General features: G+C 61.7%; 15 protein-coding genes and 1 other RNA gene. 9 read left to right on the top strand and 7 right to left on the bottom strand.

What is annotated here, in order from left to right:
* Positions 1 to 195: 195 nt before the first annotated feature.
* Positions 196 to 1,416, top strand: coding sequence for an alanine racemase (locus NKI35_RS19615; protein ID WP_023668250.1), 1,221 nt, complete (start codon positions 196 to 198; stop codon positions 1,414 to 1,416).
* 214 nt (positions 1,417 to 1,630) lie between these two features.
* On the opposite strand, the gene NKI35_RS19620 is transcribed toward NKI35_RS19615, so the two are convergent.
* Entirely contained in the window at positions 1,631 to 2,860 is a 1,230-nt protein-coding gene (locus NKI35_RS19620) for a lytic murein transglycosylase (protein ID WP_352741276.1), read from the bottom strand.
* 32 nt (positions 2,861 to 2,892) lie between these two features.
* Positions 2,893 to 3,690, bottom strand: a complete 798-nt coding sequence (locus NKI35_RS19625) for a glycoside hydrolase family 25 protein (RefSeq protein ID WP_023668254.1) — start codon at positions 3,688 to 3,690, stop codon at positions 2,893 to 2,895.
* Positions 3,691 to 3,973: 283 nt separating this feature from the next.
* On the opposite strand from NKI35_RS19625, the gene NKI35_RS19630 reads away from it, so the two are divergent.
* Positions 3,974 to 5,353: a serine hydrolase domain-containing protein gene (locus NKI35_RS19630; protein WP_023817941.1), complete on the top strand. Its 1,380-nt coding sequence runs from the start codon at positions 3,974 to 3,976 to the stop codon at positions 5,351 to 5,353.
* A 6-nt stretch (positions 5,354 to 5,359) separates the two neighbouring features.
* On the opposite strand, the gene NKI35_RS19635 is transcribed toward NKI35_RS19630, so the two are convergent.
* From NKI35_RS19635 to NKI35_RS19655, 5 genes are all read right to left on the bottom strand, one after another.
* The gene (locus NKI35_RS19635) at positions 5,360 to 6,124 is read right to left on the bottom strand and encodes a class I SAM-dependent methyltransferase (RefSeq protein WP_023817942.1); all 765 of its coding nucleotides are present in this window, start codon (positions 6,122 to 6,124) and stop codon (positions 5,360 to 5,362) included.
* Positions 6,121 to 7,368, bottom strand: a complete 1,248-nt coding sequence (locus NKI35_RS19640) for a BtaA family protein (RefSeq protein ID WP_023817943.1) — start codon at positions 7,366 to 7,368, stop codon at positions 6,121 to 6,123. The genes NKI35_RS19635 and NKI35_RS19640 overlap by 4 nt, the downstream gene beginning before the upstream one ends.
* Positions 7,369 to 7,943: 575 nt before the next feature.
* Positions 7,944 to 8,630, bottom strand: coding sequence for a Shedu anti-phage system protein SduA domain-containing protein (locus NKI35_RS19645; RefSeq protein ID WP_352741277.1), 687 nt, complete (start codon positions 8,628 to 8,630; stop codon positions 7,944 to 7,946).
* The gene (locus NKI35_RS19650) at positions 8,627 to 9,169 is read right to left on the bottom strand and encodes a hypothetical protein (protein ID WP_352741278.1); all 543 of its coding nucleotides are present in this window, start codon (positions 9,167 to 9,169) and stop codon (positions 8,627 to 8,629) included. The genes NKI35_RS19645 and NKI35_RS19650 overlap by 4 nt, the downstream gene beginning before the upstream one ends.
* Positions 9,170 to 10,094: 925 nt before the next feature.
* Positions 10,095 to 14,054, bottom strand: coding sequence for a hydantoinase B/oxoprolinase family protein (locus NKI35_RS19655; protein WP_352741279.1), 3,960 nt, complete (start codon positions 14,052 to 14,054; stop codon positions 10,095 to 10,097).
* A 177-nt stretch (positions 14,055 to 14,231) separates the two neighbouring features.
* On the opposite strand from NKI35_RS19655, the gene NKI35_RS19660 reads away from it, so the two are divergent.
* From NKI35_RS19660 to NKI35_RS19690, 7 genes are all read left to right on the top strand, one after another.
* The gene (locus NKI35_RS19660; protein ID WP_023668260.1) at positions 14,232 to 14,429 is read left to right on the top strand and encodes a hypothetical protein; all 198 of its coding nucleotides are present in this window, start codon (positions 14,232 to 14,234) and stop codon (positions 14,427 to 14,429) included.
* A gap of 208 nt (positions 14,430 to 14,637) precedes the next feature.
* Positions 14,638 to 15,357 carry a J domain-containing protein gene (locus NKI35_RS19665; RefSeq protein ID WP_023739868.1) on the top strand — a complete coding sequence of 240 codons (720 nt, stop codon included), beginning with the start codon at positions 14,638 to 14,640 and terminating at the stop codon, positions 15,355 to 15,357.
* Positions 15,354 to 16,121, top strand: a complete 768-nt coding sequence (locus tag NKI35_RS19670; RefSeq protein ID WP_352741280.1) for an N-acetylmuramoyl-L-alanine amidase — start codon at positions 15,354 to 15,356, stop codon at positions 16,119 to 16,121. Before NKI35_RS19665 ends, NKI35_RS19670 begins: the two co-directional genes overlap by 4 nt.
* Before the next feature lie 184 nt (positions 16,122 to 16,305).
* Complete coding sequence (locus NKI35_RS19675) at positions 16,306 to 17,010, top strand: lytic transglycosylase domain-containing protein (RefSeq protein ID WP_352741281.1); 705 nt, start codon at positions 16,306 to 16,308, stop codon at positions 17,008 to 17,010.
* A gap of 50 nt (positions 17,011 to 17,060) precedes the next feature.
* Positions 17,061 to 17,458, top strand: an RNA gene (gene rnpB, locus NKI35_RS19680) — RNase P RNA component class A.
* A 180-nt stretch (positions 17,459 to 17,638) separates the two neighbouring features.
* On the top strand, positions 17,639 to 17,923 hold the full coding sequence (locus tag NKI35_RS19685) for a type II toxin-antitoxin system ParD family antitoxin (protein WP_352741282.1): 285 nt from the start codon (positions 17,639 to 17,641) through the stop codon (positions 17,921 to 17,923).
* On the top strand, positions 17,920 to 18,213 hold the full coding sequence (locus NKI35_RS19690; RefSeq protein ID WP_023668265.1) for a type II toxin-antitoxin system RelE/ParE family toxin: 294 nt from the start codon (positions 17,920 to 17,922) through the stop codon (positions 18,211 to 18,213). The genes NKI35_RS19685 and NKI35_RS19690 overlap by 4 nt, the downstream gene beginning before the upstream one ends.
* Positions 18,214 to 18,216 lie beyond the last annotated feature (3 nt).

The raw sequence follows: 18,216 nt of genomic DNA on the forward strand, positions 1-18,216 counted from the left end.
CGCGGCATCAATGCCAGCCACTCAGGCAGAAGGCATATCGGGTCCGGCGACAAGAGCCACCCGAAACCTGATTGCTGGCAACAGTGCTGCCAGGAGGATGCGCCGCTGGGTCAGTGCCCGCCAGACACAGAATTGTTTTCTTTGGCCGCTAGCTTGGATTAATTGTGCGCAGCCGAGAAGTCAGGGGATTCGTCCATGCAGCGATTCGAGAATGCCCGCGAGGCGGCGCTGGCGCTTCGGCCGGACGATCCGGTCTACTGCTTTCGCCCGCAGGTGCTGAAGGCGGATGCCAAACAGTTCATGGGCATGTTTCCCGGCAAGACCGCCTACGCAGTCAAGACCAATGGCGAGCAGATCGTGCTCAAGGCGCTGGTCGAAGCCGGCGTCACCGCCTTCGATGTGGCCTCGCCCGGCGAGTTCGCCGCCGTGCGCGCCGTCTCACCCGACGCCGAGATGCTCTACATGCATCCGGTCAAGGCGCAGTCGGACATCAAGCTTGCGCTGGAAAAATACGCCATCCGGGTCATTTCGCTCGACCATGAGGACGAGATCACCAAGCTGACGCGGGTGGTGCGGGCGCTTGACATCGATCCGGGCTCCATCAGCGTGTTCGTGCGAATCCAGACCAAGGGTTCGGCGGCCTATGAACTGTCGAAGAAATTCGGCGCCGGGCCGGCCTATGCGGTGGAACTCGCCGAGCGGCTCAACCGCACCGGCTACAAGGTCGGCCTGTGCTTCCATGTCGGCAGCCAGATCGAGGATCCCGACACCTATGAACGGGCGCTGGCCTCCGCCGATTGGGTGCGCAACCGGCTGACCTTCGACATTGCGGGCCTCGATGTCGGCGGCGGCTTTCCCGCCGAGTACGGCCATGACCCCAATCGCAAGCAGATCGAGATGCCGTCGCTCGGCCAGATCATGTCGCGGCTGTCGGGCGACCTGAGGGAATACCAGTTCGACCAGATCCCGTTGGTGGCCGAGCCCGGCCGGGTGATCGTGGCGCGCTGCCTGTCGCTGATCGTGCGGGTGCTGCTGCGCAAGGGCAAGCGGCTCTACATCAATGACGGCATCTGGGCGTCGCTGTCGGATTCTTGGACCGGCAAGATCACACTGCCGGCCCGCTTCATCCCCGATCCGGCGATCCGCTCGCGCAATGGCGAGGAGAAGAACATCGTGCCGTTCAAGGTCTGCGGCGCGACCTGCGATTCCGTCGACATCCTGTCGCGGCCGTTCTGGCTGCCGGAAACCGTCGACACCGGCGACTGGATCGAGATCGGCCATATCGGCGCCTATTCGCTGTCGCTAAGAACCCGCTTCAACGGTTTTTATCCCGACACATTTGTCGAGGTGACGACACCCTTCGATGAAGGCGATGCGCCGCAGGGATTCGCGAGTTTGGAGACGATGGCGGATTAGGTTTCTTCCTTCTCCGCTTCAGCGGACGAAAAGCCAATTGCTTGGCTTTTCGAGCCTTCGACGCCCTGAGCTATGCGAAGGGCCGGGGTGGTGGCCGATCCACCTGCCGGGTCCCCGCTGCTTCGCAGCGTCCCGGCGTTCGCCAGCCTTCATGCCGGTGAATTCGCTCCGCGAAACCGGCTGCTCACCCCACAAGGGGAGAAGGCAAGGAGCGCTACAGTTTCCCCAAAAGCTCCGGCGTCGGCCAGCCGTCGACCGGCATGCCGAGCCGCATCTGTTCCTTGCGGATGGCTTCGCGGGTGTTGGTGCCGAGAATGCCGTCGACGGTGCCGACGTCATAGCCCCTGGCTTCGAGCTTGGTCTGCAATTCCTTCATCTGATCGCCATTGAGACCGGTTTCGGGATTGCGCGGGTCGAACTGCTTTGCCCCGGCCAGCCGGCTGGCGAAGTTGGCGGCGGTCAGCGCGTAGGTGAAGGACTGGTTCCATTCGAGATAGACGTCGAAATTGTCGTAGGCGAGGAAGGCCGGACCTTTGCGGCCCATCGGCAGCGCCAGGCCGGCCTTCAGGCCATTGTCGATCAGCGGCGTGCCATCGGGATTGGTGACGCCCCAGGCGGCCCATTGCGACAGCGGCAACTTGTTGGTGCGGCCGGTCTGCTCCCAGGGCATGTCCTCGGGCACGCGCACTTCCTCGATCCAGGGCTGGTCGCGTTTCCAGCCGCGCGACAGCACCTTGTTGGCCGTGGTCATGATCACGTCGGGTACGCTGCGCCTGAGGTCGACGATGCCGTCGCCGTCGCCGTCGACTCCGCGCGCGAGATAATCGGAAGGCAGGATCTGCGTCTGGCCGATCTCGCCGGCCCAGGCGCCGGTGACGTCGGCCGGAACGACGCCGCGATCGATCAGCGTCAACAGCGGCACCAGTTGCGGCCGAAACAGCTGCGGGCGGCGGCAGTCATGCGACAGCGTCACCAAGGCGCTCAGCGTGTGGAAATCGCCCTGCACGGCGCCGAAATCGGTCTCCAGCCCCCAGAAGGCGGTGATGATCGGCGCCTGGACACCGAACTGCTGGTCGGCGCGCGCAAAGATTTCGGCGTATTTCTTCAGATTGGCCGCGCCCTGCTTCAGCCGGTAGGCCGAGATCATGCGGTTGGAGAACTGGATGAAGGTCTGGGCGAAGACGCCCTGGGCGCGGTCACGCGCGAGCACCTTGTCGTCGATGGTGGCGGCCTCCAGCGCGTTAAGGCCGACAGCGCCGACACCGGCTGCCTTGGCTTCCGCCGCCACGCCTTGCTTCCAGGTTTCGAAGTCGCCGCCGCATTCCTGCGCCGCCGCCGGCATCGCCGTAGCGCCGAGCAGCAGGGCCGCGAGCAGCCCGGAGCGCAGGCGGCTCTTCGACTGTTTCCGGCGTAAATATCCCAGTGGCTGCAGGTAGGTGCGCATGGGACGTCGAAAAGCAGGCGGCAGAGCCGGTGTCAACGGGTGTTCTGCCGCAGCCACTTTTTCCAGGCTGCCTCAGTGCCGTTGAAGACGTTGATATCGGACTTGCCGGTCATGCCGGGAACGATACCGGTTCCGGTGTATTGCCAGAAGGTGAAAGGGTGGCTGCCGTACTTCTGGCGGGGGTGGCCGGCCACCGAGCGCAGCCAGTAGGGATAGCCGCGGAAGGTCGAAAGGTCGTTATCGTCGAAGAAGTCGACCGAGGTGTAGATGATCGGCTTCTTGCCATAGTGCCGCTCGATCATCTCGAGAAAGGTGGTCATTTCGGCCCGCACCGTCGCCGAATCCGGGCGCAGCCGGCAGGTCGGCGATTGCGGGTTCCACTCCATGTCGAGCACCGGCGGCATGGCCGAGCGGTCGACGGGCACGTTCTGGATGAACCAGCGCGCCTGGGTGGCGGCCGGCGTGCAGAAATAGAAGAAATGGTAGGCCGCGCGCGGAATGCCATTGGCCTTGGTGCGGGACCAATGCTCGTTGAAATACTCGTCGAAACGGTCGCCGCCCTCGGTCGCCTTGATGAAGGCGAAGGAGATGCCGCTGGCCTTGGCCGTCGGCCAGTCGACCGAGGTCTGGTATTTGGAGACGTCGGTGCCGTGAACGGCATAGTTCCAAGGCGCGCCGCTATCCCATTCATGCGGCTTGGAATCTTCGAAACGCGGTGCGCGCACGGCAACCGTCGGGCTGCTGGATGGCGACATCGAGGGCACGAGATCGCCGGCGGTCGAGCAGGCGGCCAGCAGCGTCAACGTGATGAGGGCCGCGAAACGGCGCATCGCATTTCCCGAGCCGGAATCAGCCGGTCGCTGTTGGGTTGTCGTTGCAGGTGCCCCTCAGGCGATCGCCCCACAGCATCGCCTGATACGCTATTTTCGTGCATGTCGTTGTTCCAAAACCGCTGCGCACTTTTGGGCGACATGCACCAGTGATCGCCGATCATGGTTGATAACAGGTTGACGGCGCTCGACAAGAACACCGATTTTGCGGAAGCAATGGCGGCAAATCGATGACATAAATCGGGCCGCAAGCCACGGGCAGCCGAAAAGCAGGGACGGAAAGATGCGGATCGCCGTGAAGATCATCAAATGGCTGCTCGGCCTGGTCGTGCTGGCGATAGCCGCGCTGTTTGCCTGGCTCTACGTCGCTCCGCCCGACCTGATCCGCGTCGGTTCCGGCTATTCCGCCAAGATTGTCTGCTCGAATGTTTTTATCGCCGGCCGTGATCCCAATGAGGTGCTGGCCATCGACGTGCAGGCGCCCGGCCATCCGCTGCTCAGGCTGATGAAGGTGTCGGTCGACAAGAACAGGGGGACCGTCTCGGCCGGGCTGCTTGGCTTCCTCGGCAAGAGCGTTGCCGTTGCGCGCGCCGGCCTGGGTTGCGCCTCGGTTCCCGATGGCGACGTCGGCAAGGCACGGCGCACGTCAATCTCTGCCGAGGCGTCGGCGGCCACCAAGGGCGATCTGTGGCCCGAGGGAGATCGAGTCGATGCCTCGCAAAATCCCGAAATCAACAAGATCCTCGACGGTGCGGCGATGACCGGCATCGGCATGCGCGCCGTGGTGGTGGTCAAAAATGGCCGCATTGTTGCGGAGCGTTATGGCGACGGCTTTTCGGCGAAAACGCCGCTGCTGGGCTGGTCGATGACCAAGACAGTCAACGCCGCGCTCGTCGGCACGCTGGTCAAGGACGGCAAGATGGCGGTGACCAATCAGGGCCTGTTCGGCTCATGGAAGGCGGACGGCCGCGCCGCCATCAGCCTTGCCGATATGATGGCGATGTCGAGCGGACTCGAGTTCAACGAGGATTATGGCGACGTTGCCGATGTGACGCGCATGCTCTACCTCGAACCGGATATGGCGGGCTTCGCCGAGGCCAAGCCGCTGACCGGCGACGTCGGCAAGGTCTTTTCCTATTCGAGCGGCACGGCGGTGATGCTGTCGCGGCTGTGGCAGGATGCTATCGGCGACAAGGACAAGGCGCTGATGTGGCCAAGGGCAGCGCTGTTCGGGCCGCTCGGCATGCAAAGCGCGGTGCTCGAAACCGACGAGGAGGGTACCTTTGTCGGCTCATCCTACCTCTATGCCACGGGGCGTGACTGGGCGCGGTTCGGCCAATTCCTGCTGCAGGGCGGCGTCTGGAACGGCAACCAGATCCTGCCGGCCGGTTTCGTCGACTGGATGCGCGAACCGGCACCGGCCTCGAAAGTCTACGGCAAGGGGCAACTTTGGATCGAAGCCCCGGGGGACGAAGGAAATCCCGGCGCCGGCGTCGCCGCCGGCCTGCCCAACGATACCTACTGGATGGAGGGCCATGACGGCCAGACGGTCGCCATCATCCCGTCGGAGCAACTGGTGGTGGTGCGGCTGGGGTTGACGCCGGCCAAGCTCGGCTACCGGCCGCAGGTGATGGTCGGCGCGCTGATGAAGGCACTGCGCTAGCTCCCTTTACCCTCCCCTTGATGGGGAGGGTCGGCGCGTAGCGCCGGGGCGGGGTGCCTGGCCACCCGCGCCTTCGGCGCGACCTCCCCCATCGAGGGGGAGGTAAGAGTGCGCGATCTTGACGACCGCCAGCCAGGTATAGCCGCGGTAAAGCGTGCGGAAACGGAAGCTTGCGCCGGTTCGCCGAGATTCCGATTCCAAGACTTCGCGCAATGATTCACGTGGCGTGACATGGAATTTCTTGAGCCAGCCGCGCAGCAATGTCCGGAACCAGTTGGGCAAGCCTTCCTGCTGGCCGAAATCGACGACATGCAGCGAGCCGCCGGGCGCGAGTGCCGCAAGGGCTGCTGAAACCGTCTTTTCCCAACCGGGGATCATCGACAGCGAATAGGACACGAAGATGCGGTCCAAGCGCTCGACGCCGAACAGCGTCTTGGCGTCGAAATCGGTGGCGTCGCCGCGCGCCAGCACGACGCGGCCGGACAGGCCTTCGCGGCCGATCGCCTTACCGGCGGTCTCCAGCATCTCGGCCGAGATGTCCAGGCCGTAGAGGCGGGCGTCGGGATAGTGGCGGGCTACAAGCGCGATGTTGCGGCCGGTGCCGCAACCGAGTTCGAGCACTCTGCCATTCGCCGGCACATCCAGCCCGACTATCATCTGGTCGCGGCCAAGCAGATAGTATTTGCGGGTCAGGTCGTAGATGTGGCGCTGCCAGCGGTAGACGCCGTCCATCAGTTCGGCATGGTCGGCCGGCAGCCCGCTCGCGCTCATGCCGCGCGCTTCACATAGAGGTGGAAGCCGCCATAAATCGCAGAGCGGTCGCGGGCCGAACAGTCGCGCGAGGCCTCGTCCTCGTAGGTCCACTGGTCGAGCAGGGAGGTCGCGACGCGGCCCGGCAGCAGGCTGGGCTCGGCGGCGGTACGGAAGATGACTCGGGCGCCGACCGAGGCGGTGCGGGTGATCTCCGACCAAAGGGCATTGAGCTGGTCGTCCGTCATCCAGTCCTGCGCGTCGAGCAGGACGAAACGGTCGACGGTGCTTGCGTCCTTGCCGGCCAGAAATTCGATCAGATTGGCGTGGTGGATGCCGACGCGATCGACATTGTTGCGGATCGCCTTGTAGTTGGCCTCTTCTAGATAGGCGGGCAGGGCGGCCTCACCCGGATTGGGATAGCGACGGGCGAAGGCTTGCCAAGCGAAGTAGTTGTTCTTCAGCGGAAAATCGCAAGCGAGCTTTTCCAGCCGGGCCTTCAGCACGCTGGCCATCGAACCATCGCCCGAGGTGATCAGCGAATCGTACTGCGCCGGCGGAATGCCGAGGCCGAACAGCGAAGCCTTGCGCGAGGTAGCCCAGCGCAACAGCTTCTTGTCGAAGACCCGCGCCAGCTCTTCGTTGAAGAAGCGGCGCTGGTCGGCGAGGCTCTTCGACGCCATGATACCGGCGGGATCGACGCCGAAGAATTTGGCGATGCGGTGGCCCATGGCGATGAACAGGCCGAGCAGGCCGGTCTGGTAGAAATTGCGGTCGAAGACGGTGATGCGCCGGCGGCCGCGCCAGCTGCGACGCTCCCAATAGTGGCGGCTGACCGGGTCGAGATGCGGCGCGATGAAGCGGTCATAGGCTTGCGAATTGTGGTTGGTGTCGGCGGCGCCGAAGAAACGGAACAGATCGCCCTGCGAGGGCAGATGCCGCACCGCCTCCAGCTTCATCCGGTTCAAGGCGATGTGGGCGGCGTTGAGGTCGACCGCATCGACGCGTTCAGGCGAGCGGGTGAGGTAGGCGAGGATGTTGCAGCCGCCCGACGCTATGGTGACGACGCGGTGGCCCTGGCCAAGCTGCATGGCCTCCATGTCGACTTCAGGGTCTTCCCAGATCTGCGGATAGACAAGGCCGGAAAACAGCAGCGCGAACAGCCGCTCCGAGATGCCGGCCTTCGACAGCGGGCGGTTCTGGTAGACGGCCTTTCCAACTTCCTTGCCGCGGCGAAAAACGAGATCCGAGGAGACGTCCGTCATGGCAAAGTGATTCCCCATTGCTTTGCCGCAAACGGGTAACTCAGGGGCATGACAGGCGGGTGACAGCCTGTTGACGTCGGCTCAAGCTGTAGCGCGCAAAATCGTTTGGCATCTCCGCGCAACTTCACTTGGCACCAGTTCGTCCTCAAATTCATGGGCGCCGAACTGTCCGAATCGCTCGCCAGGTGCTAGCGCAACGGGGTGCATCCTATGGAGCGTGCGGAGGCTTACGATGATGAATGAAGATCAAGTTCGAGACTTGGCTGCTGTAAAGATCCTGTTGCCGTATTGATCGCGGAGGTTTGTAGCCAGAGGAATAACGCACTCGAGGCACAGGCCGCGCTTCACCGGATTAGGACTACCGCGCTGCAAACCGCAGATCGTGCGGGCGTCTCGGTTGAGCAGGGTCAGTCGGCTGAAGCCTTCCGGGAGAGAATGAAGCAAACCATAGACCAGCTCTTCGCCGGCATGACATTTGGTTAGCCCCTGAGTGGTCTATCTCGCCTGCGTTTTCCCGACCCCGACCCCGGCTTCGTCAGACCTCAGCCTCCATGTGATCGCAAATAGGCTCGGTCTTACGGGTGCCGGTCGCGGCCAGTGCGGGTGACATGCACAAACAGCCAGATCACGACCCGCTGGAATTGGATGCTTAGGAGCCGTCCGATTGTCAGTCCTAGGATGAACTTTGGGTTCGACAAAATCAAGATCCGATTCCAAGTCAGGATATTCCACTCCCGATAAAGGGCCCTCTGCCGAAGTTTGAACGACAGATGAGCATCCCGACGCTTCTCGTCGGTATTCACATTGGCCATGTGATCGTCTCGGCCAATGATGATTCCGCCCGCTGACACATTTTCTGATGTGACGACCCCATGTCGCTCTTTCAAAACTTGATCGCCCATGGCCTGCTGCACATAGTGGATAAGCTGGGTTTCAGCCTTCACCAGATCATTTGACGGCCGATATCGGGTAGAGTCGTCGTGCTGCATCAAAAAGCACTGCGGCGCCTTTAGCTCAAAGAAAATCAGGTGTCGCTCTACAGCCCCCACGTTCGATTTTAGATCGGCGACAATTATGTAGTCGCTTCGGCCGTAAGGACTTCGCTGTTCGAGGCCGAGCTCGATCAAAGAGACTGGAGTTTTGCCGAGCAGAAAGTCGGTTGCGGCATGGAGGTATTGAGTGCATTCCTTCTCTTTGAAGCCGTCATCGGTGGTCACCAAGCCCTGAAAGGCCTTAAACTCCTCGGTGCTCAGTGTTGTCATTTGCGGCGCTCGATAGAAGGCGAAATCGCCTTGGCGAGCATAAGATCGAAATCTGTTGCCGCCTCCTCCCATGAGAAACCGGTCGCAAGCCTGGCAACAAACGCGCCTGGAATACGATACTCGTGGAACTGCACGCCGGGCACCCCGAACACTGGCAGCTTGATGCCCGTGTCCCAGATGAGCGCCGATAACGCTCCACCATGTTCTGGGTTCACGAATATAGGCTGACTAAACTGGTCGATCAGCCCGACGTGAAAGGAGATCCTGCGAGCATTCTTAAACTCGAAACCGATGGATCTGCCGCCAAGGCTGTCCGACGTGATCCCCGGCAAGGGATATCCATATCGGACATCAAAATTGGCGACCTGCGTCACGAATTCTGCCGATCCGAAGGCAAAAATGTGCAACTCGTTGTGCCGCCAATAGCCAGATTTGACCGGCGAAGCCCCGAACGCCCTAATCTGGAAATCGCGAGGTGCGAAAACCACACGTCTCGACCACACGTCTTTTATTGGCGCGGGCCACTCTCCGATTTTCATAAGGGCACCATCACCAATTAATGAATGAAAGACGCTGGTCCGACCTAGCGGACTTTGAGATTTGTCGAGACTTTCCGGTAGCTTCTGAACTCAGTGGTAACACTAACAGCCGGCCTCTGTCGGTTCTATTACACCCCGAGATGATCAACTCCCTAGCAGGCAGTCCTCTGCCGCCGGCCATGCTATAGAAGCAGATCGACCGTCTCCATGCCAAACCCGGCGAAAGCCGCCCGGATCTCCGGAACGTCACAACCTCATCTGGCAGTGGACTTGGAAAATCGAGGGCGAGTCGATTCGTATTTTATGAGCCTAGGATCAATCCGTAGGCGCACGCGAGCTTCCCCAATGTGGGTTCCGGTGTCCCAGTTTCATGATTTTATCAGCGGCTGAAGCCGAGATAGCCAAGTGTATTTGTACAGAGAGCGAGCATCAACCAAAGATGGCTTGTCCAGAATATGCACCACAACACGATCACCGTTCGAAACACTTGATCATGAGGGAATGTGAAGGGATCGATCTTGGGGTGACCTAAGAGATTTGAGAAGGGCGGTACATACGTTCCTGTAGCGGCAGTATGCAGTGTCTTAGAAAAATTTCACCATCGTAGAAAAAGGAAGCAACCCCAAAATGCAGGAAACAGTGTTAGTGCTAATATCACCTTAGTGGTATGGGTTGCCCACCGACGTAGTGAATGATCCACCCAGGGCAACTGCTCCGCGCTGGGCCAACCAGCGAAAATATGAGCGCCTCTACAACAACTCCCAAAAAACAGACTATAGTTCCCCACTTGGCGACCCTTCGACAGAAATCAGGATCATAGTTCGGAAGTCGCGTATACTCGTCCATATGGGGGCTAACTCCTCATCAGTCCGCGCGTCGTTTCCCACCTGCCCCGCCTAAGCGGCCGATTATTTTATCTTGCCCGTCACACTTTGCCAAACCCGCCCGGCGTCGGCGTCGTCAGGATGACGGCGTCGCCGGCGTCGAGCACGGTCTGGTCGCAGGCCTTCAGCGTCTCGACGCTGCCGTCGTTGCGGCGGACCTTGGTCGAGCCGACCTCGCCGTCACTGCCGCCATCGAGGCCTTGCGGCGGGCGGTTGCGGTGCGAGGACAGGATGGCGCATTCCATCTTTTCGAGGAAACGGATCGTCCGCCTGGTGCCGTCACCGGCATCCCATTTGCCTTTGCCGCCGGAGCCCTCGCGAATGTGGAAATCCTCGAGCAAAACGGGAAAGCGCAATTCCAGCACCTCCGGGTCGGTGAGGCGCGAATTGGTCATGTGGGTGTGGACGCCGGATGTCCCGGCAAAGCCGCGGCCGGAGTTCATCCGGCCTGACGGCGAGCCGGAGCAGATGGTCTCGTAATACTGGTACTGCTTGTTGCCGAAGGTCAGGTTGTTCATCGTCCCTTGCGCATTGGCCATGGCACCCATGGCGCCGAACAGGGCGTTGGTGACATGCTGCGAGGTCTCGACATTGCCGGCGACGACCGCGGCGGGGTAGGCGGGCTTCAGCATCGAGCCGTCGGGGATGATGATGTTGATCGGCCGCAGGCAGCCGGCATTCATCGGGATCATGTCCTCGACCATGACACGGAAGGCATAGAGCACGGCTGCGCGGGCGACTGGCTCGGGCGCATTGAAATTGTTCTTCTCGACCTTCGACGTTCCGGTGAAGTCCACGGTCGCCTCGCGCTTTTGCCGATCGATGGTAATCTTCACCTTGATCACCTGGCCGGTGTCGGTCGGGTATTCGTACTCGGAACTATCGGGCAGCCGCTCCAGCACGCGGCGCACGCTTTCGGCGGCGTTGTCCTGGACATGGCCCATATAGGCTTCGACGACATCGAGGCCGAAATGGCCGACCATCTTGCGTAATTCCGCCACGCCCTTTTCGTTCGCGGCGATCTGCGCCTTGAGATCGGCGATGTTCTGGTGCGGATTGCGGGCGGGGTAGGGGTGGTCGGTGAGCAGCGTTTGCAACTCCGTCTCGCGGAATTTTCCACGATCGACAACGCGGAAATTGTCGAACAGCACGCCTTCCTCGTCGACCGTGGTGGCAAGCGGCGTCATCGAGCCCGGTGCCGTGCCGCCAATGTCGGCATGGTGGCCGCGCGAGGCTACGTAGAAGATTACCTCCTCCCCCCTTGAGGGGGAGGTGGCGGCGGCGCCGCCGGAGGGGGTCGTTGCGGCAGTGCTCGACGCTCTTGTGGTGCCTTCTGAGAGGACCCCACCCGGCCGCTGCGCGGCCACCCTCCCCTCAAGGGGGAGGGAAAACACCGGCGTCACCACGGTGATATCAGGCAAATGCGTGCCGCCATTGTAGGGGGCGTTCAGCGCAAAGACGTCGCCGGGATGGATGTCGCCGGAGTTCAGCCGGATGATGGTTTCGACCGAGCGGTCCATGGAGCCGAGATGCACCGGCATGTGCGGCGCGTTGGCGACCAGCGCTCCATGACGGTCGAAGACGGCGCAGGAAAAGTCCAGCCTTTCCTTGATGTTGACGGAATAGGCGGTGTTCTGCAGCGTGACGCCCATCTGCTCGGCGATCGACATGAAGAGGTTGTTGAAGACCTCCAGCATCACCGGATCGGCTTCGGTACCGAGGGCAGCCGTGCGAACTTTCCGTTCCGTGCGGCGAATGACGACGTGATTGAGGTTGGTGATTTCGGCCTGCCAGCCCGGCTCGACGACGATGGTCTGGTTCGGCTCGATGATCAAAGCGGGGCCTGCGACCAGGTTGGATGGGCGCAGGTTTTCGCGGCGATGGATGCCGGCCTCATGCCAGCGGCCCTCGGTGTAGATGCGCCGCGTTCCCGACGCACCCGCTTCAACCATTGCCGGTCCGGCGGGCGCAACGGCTTCGGCCGTGGTCTCGACGATCTCGGCGCCTTCCACGCCAACGGTCTCGACGATCATCGGCTTGTCATCATAGACGAACCCGAACTGCGCCTTGTGGGCCAATTCGAAATCGCGCCTGGCCTGGAAGATAGAGTCCTGTTCGAAATTCACCGGCAGCGTGGTGTCGGTGCCGTCATAGCGGATGTGCAGCACCGGCTTTGCCGCAATCTTGTCCTGCGCAATGCCTTGCGCTGCCAATTCGGCGATGACGGCTTTTTTCAACGTGCCGATGAGGCTGCCGATCTCGGTCCTGGATTCTTCGGCAAGCGGCTTCAGGAGTGCCTGCTGGCGCGACGCGAAAACCGACGACAGGCCGATACCATAGGCTGAGAGCAGACCGGAGAAGGGGTGGATCAGTACCGCCTCCATGCCGAGCGCGTCGGCAACCAGGCAGGCATGCTGGCCGCCGGCGCCGCCAAAACAGTTCAAGAGATATTCGGTGACATCGTAGCCGCGCTGCACGGAGATCTTCTTGATAGCATTGGCCATGTTTTCCACCGCGATGGTAACGAACCCTTCGGCGACGGCTTCCGGCGTGCGGCCATCGCCGATTTCGGCGGCGAGCGCCGCGAATTTTTTATGCACGGCGGCGACGTCCAGCGGCTGGTCCTGGCCGGGTCCGAAAATCGCCGGGAAGAAATCGGGCTGCAGCTTGCCCAGCATGACATTGGCGTCGGTGACGGCCAGCGGGCCGCCGCGCCGGTAGGCGGCGGGGCCAGGATTGGCGCCGGCGGAATCCGGCCCGGCGCGGAAACGGCCGGCTTCGTAATGCAGGATCGAGCCGCCGCCGGCGGCGACGGTATGGATGCGCATCATCGGCGCGCGGATGCGCACGCCGGCGACCTCGGTGTCGAAGGCGCGCTCATACTCGCCGTCATAATGGGCGACGTCGGTCGAGGTGCCGCCCATGTCGAAACCGATGACTTTCTCGAATCCGGCGAGTTTCGCCGTCTCGACCATGCCGACGACACCGCCGGCCGGGCCGGACAGCAGCGCGTCCTTGCCCTGAAACATGTCGGCGGCGGTAAGCCCGCCCGACGACATCATGAACATCAGGCGAGGGTTTTCCCTCCCCCTCGAGGGGAGGGTGGCGGCGGAGCCGCCGGGTGGGGTTGGATCGACCGGGCTCAGCGCATTGGCGGTGCCTTCCGAGAGGACCCCCTCTGGCCGCTTTGCGGACTGCCCTTCGCTATGGCTCCGGGCGTTCGTCGCTGAAAAAGCCAAATCGTTAGCTTTTTCTCGGCCTTTGGCCGACCGCTCCTCACCCCCCACAAGTGGGGAGATTGGCGTCGCGCCCAGTTCTCCCGCCACCCTTTGCACATAGCGCGACAGGATCGGCGACAGATAGGCATCGACCACGGTGGTGTCGCCGCGGCCGACCAGTTTGATCAGCGGCGAGACTTCATGGCTGACCGAGACTTGGCTGAACCCGATCTTGCGGCAGACTTTCGCCACCGCCTTCTCGTGGTCGGGATATTTCCAGGCATGCATGAAGACGATGGCCACCGCATCGATGCCGTCGGCCTTCGCCTGTTCGATGGCGGGCCGGCAGGCGGCGATGTCGAGCAAGCGCTCGACCTCGCCATTGGCGCGCACACGCTCGTCGATCTCGATGACTCGCTCGTAGAGCTGTTCGGGAAGGATGATCTCCTTGGCGAAGATGTCCGGCCGCGCCTGATAGGCGATCTTCAGCGCGTCGCGAAAGCCCTTGGTGATGAGCAAAAGCACACGGTCGCCCTTGCGCTCCAGCAGCGCATTCGTGGCAACGGTGGTACCCATCTTGACGTCACCGACCAGGCCCGGAGGAATAGCGGTGCCGGATTTCAGCCCCAGAAGCTCGCGGATGCCGGCTATGGCCGCGTCGGGATAGGCTTCGGGATTTTCCGACAGGAATTTCCTGGGATGCAAACCCCCTTGCGGATCACGTCCGATCACGTCGGTGAAGGTGCCGCCGCGGTCGATCCAAAAATCCCATTTCTTGTCCACGCAGAACTCCGGCATTGCATTTGGGTCCAGACTGTTAGTTCGGCATCGCCCGGCTCGCAATCGATAGTGCGCGGATGTTACATCAGGAAACGCAACGTTACGAAACTCATGGCCGTTTGATGCATTTTGCCTTCGACCGTTCACCGCAACGTGAGCGTGTGTTGAAGGAGAGATGTCATGAAAAAGCTGATTCTTGCTTCCGTTTCCGCCCTGGCCCTGTTCGGCGTTGCCGCCTGCAGCGACAGCGGTACGGATAACACCACCACCCAGAGCACCAATCCGCCAGCCGCCGAGCCCATGAAGCCGGCGACGCCGGATGCACCGAAGCCTGCAGAACCGGCTCCGGCAACACCTGCTCCTGCCCCCGCGCAGTAGCAGCAGTCTCGGTCACTTTGACGTGACGAGAGAGGAGGCCGGCTTCGCGCCGGCCTTCCTGCGTTTAGGTCGATTCGGGGCTCAAGGGCCTTGAACCGGCTCTTTCCTACGGTTTGGGATCTGGCGCGTCGGTTGCTTGCGCAAATCGATCCACTCTGCGGCGCTGTCTTGGCTTGATAGCAATGGCCGGCGGCCCTAATAAGCGCTCATGTCAATTTGGGATCGCCTCGGCGACTTCATCAACCGCGTTTCATCTTCAGCCACGTCCGGTGTAGCCGATGTGGTCGAGGCCGTGCGCACGGTTTTCTCCGGTGACGCCGATCTGCGCCGGCGCGTCGCCTTCTCTGTGGCAATGATTGCGCTGTCAGCCAAGATGGCCAAGGCCGATGGCATCGTCACCCAGGACGAGGTTCGCGCGTTCCAGGAAATATTTGAGGTGCCGCGAGAACAGACCCGCAATGTGGCGCGGCTTTACGATCTGGCCAAGCGCGACGTCGCCGGGTTCGAGACCTATGCCGAGAGTATGGCGCAGATGTGCGGCTCGGGCCATTCGAACTGCGTCATGCTGGAAGACATACTCGACGGTCTGTTCCACATCGCCAAGGCGGACGGGCTGGTGCATGAGCGCGAAGGCGTTTTCCTGCACCGTATTGCCGAGATTTTTCGCATCGACGAGGTGCACTACGAAGCCATCCTGGCCAGGCACGTCAATCTCGGGGCCGGCGATCCCTATATCGTGCTCGGCATTGAGCGCGGCAAGCCGTTCGAGGAGGTCAGGAAGCGGTACCGCAAGCTGGTCTCCGACAATCATCCGGACCGCCTGATCGCGCGCGGCCTGCCGCAGGAATTCATCAAGATTGCAACGACCAGGGTCGCGGCTATCAACGCGGCCTATGAAATGATCGAGCGGGGCCTCAGGCACGCATGACCGGCTTCTCGCCCGACGAGCCAAGCGCGGAGGTCAGGGTATCGCCGAATTTCGGCCCGCGGCGCGAAACGCTCAGGCCCGATATGATCGTGCTGCACTATACCGGCATGGCGACTGGTGCTGCCGCGGAAGCCTGGTTGTGCGACCCCGCAAGCGAAGTCTCGTCGCACTACCTCGTCCATGAGGATGGCCGCATCATCCAGATGGTGCGCGAAAGCGACCGCGCCTGGCATGCCGGTGCAAGTTCCTGGTTCGGTCGTCGCGACATCAACTCCTGTTCGGTCGGCATCGAAATCGTCAATCCCGGCCATTCGCTCGGCTATTCGGCCTTTCCCAAGCGGCAGGTGGAAGCGGTGATCGGGCTTTGCCTTGGTATCATCGAACGCCATTCCATTACGGCGCAAAGGGTGCTTGCCCATTCCGACATCGCGCCGGGGCGCAAGATCGACCCGGGCGAGAAATTCCCTTGGAAGGCGCTGTTTGCGGCCGGGGTCGGCCATCTCGTGCCTGCGGCGCCGGTCCGGCGCGGCGCGGCGCTGAAAGCCGGCGATACCGGCGCCGAGGTCGAGACACTGCAGTCGATGCTGGCGCTCTATGGCTATGGCGTCGAGATATCAGGTGTCTTCGACCGCCAGACCGAAATCGTCGTCGAAGCTTTTCAGCGGCATTTCCGACCGCGCCTGGTGGATGGTGTCGCCGACGGCTCTACGTCTAGCACGCTGCAAAGCCTGCTGACTTCCCTTACGTCAGTTGCCTCTAAATAATCTTTTTCTGATATTCAAGTTACAGCCTGTCACTGAAAGTGAATTGCCTCGCCTTGTTCGACACAAATTCCGCCCTCAAAGGCGGTTCGTGCAAGTTATCGGACCTCCAGCCCCCCGGATGCTCCGATATTGATTAGGCGTTGCTGCGTGAAGATCTTCGCGCGGCCAAACAGAACGGGACCACATGCAGAAATTGACCGTTGTAACGGCAGCTATTGCTGCCGGCGTAATGACTTTTACCTTCAGCACGGCCGATGCCGCACCACTGAGCCAGAGGGCTGACCAGGGCTTCATCGCCGCACCCGCCAAGGCCACCATGACGAAAGCAAACCCAAAAACAAAAAGAGCAACCACCGCGAATGTGCGCAAAGCAGCCGTGGTGAAGGCCAGAAAAGCCACGGCCAAGAGGCATTTTAAGCGCAACAGGAAGAGCGTCGACCTGACGACGACCGCATCGATCCGCCCAAGCACCGCTGCGGAGTCGACTGCGGCAGCCGCGCTTGGCGACCAGTATTCGGCAATCATTGCCCGCTATGCTGCGGCCGAAGGCGTGCCGGTGTCGCTGGCCCAGGCGGTCATCAAGATCGAGAGCAACTACCGGCCGAACATCGTCGGCAGCGCGGGTGAAATCGGCCTGATGCAGATCAAGCCGGCAACGGCGCGGATGATGGGGTATAGCGGCTCGGCCAAGGGTCTGTTCGATCCCGACACCAACATCAAATACGGCATGAAGTACCTTGCCATGGCGCGCAATCTCGGCGGCGGCACCACCTGCGGCACGATCCTGAAATACAATGCCGGCCATGCCGCGACGCGGATGAACCCGGTGTCGGCGGCCTATTGCGGCAAGGTCAAGGTGCAGTTGGCGGCATTGGGATCGCCGGCATAAGTCTGCTTTTTCATTTGCGTTTTGGAACGTGAACCCCTTTATACGCTCTGCCAGCTGGCCGGGCGGCCGCACCCGCAAAGCCGAAAGGCTGCGGGTGAGGAAAGTCCGGGCTCCATGGAAACACGGTGCCGGTTAATGGCCGGCGGGGGCGACCCCAGGGAAAGTGCCACAGAAAGCAAACCGCCACGATTTATCGGGGCAAGGGTGAAAGGGTGGGGTAAGAGCCCACCGCGCGACTGGCAACAGGAGCGGCACGGTAAACCCCACCGGGAGCAAGACCGAATAGGGACGGTGCGAGGGGAAACCTTCGAGGGCTGTTTCCGGCTCACCGTCCGGGTAGGTTGCGTGAGGCGGATGGCAACATGCGCCCAAGATGAATGGCCGCCACGTTCTCGCCCCGAAAGGGGCGAGGGCCATACAAAACCCGGCTTACAGGCCAGCTGGCAATTTCTCCCCCATATCGCGATTAATCCTTTGGATCAGCAGTCTGCGCCTTCGGGCGCAGCTGGCGATTCAGGTGCTTGAGCGATTGAATCAAGTACGCATGCTGGGGTCGAGACAAACGCATCCTTGAAGCTGGTACGATTTAATCGTACCATGATTGTCATGGTTTGATCAGGAGCGCATCATGGGTCACGTCGACAAACGCAGCATCACGCTTTCGCCGGAACTGGCGGCGGCGGTCGACGATGTCGTGGCCGCCGGCGAATATGCCTCGGCCAGCGAAGTCATCCGTGATGCGCTGCGGCAATGGAAAGACCGCCGCGATCTTCTCGGCTACACGGTCGAGGAATTGCGCAGGCTGGTTCAGGAGGGGATCGACAGCGGACCGGCGGTGGACGGCCACCCCTTCATGGACCGGCTGCGAGCCAAATATCACAGGATGTCGGAAGCTGCAGGCTCGGAAGAGTGAAATATCGGCTGCTTCCTCAGGCGATATCAGATGTCGAAGGCATCGGTGACTACATTGCGGAACATAGCCCAAAGGGAGCCATGCGCCTTGTGGACGCTTTGGAGAGGCGCTGGACACTGCTCACCTTGCACCCGTTCTCAGGTGCGCCGCGCGATGATATCGCGCCCGGCATTCGTCATCTGATCGTCGGCGAATATGTCACTCTGTATCGCATGGGCGAAGACGCGATCGAGATCGTCCGCGTTTTGCACGGCAGGCGCGATATTGGCGCCGATGACTTGGTGACCTAACCG

The organism is Mesorhizobium sp. M0676 (assembly GCF_040320535.1).
Taxonomy (GTDB): Bacteria; Pseudomonadota; Alphaproteobacteria; order Rhizobiales; family Rhizobiaceae; genus Mesorhizobium.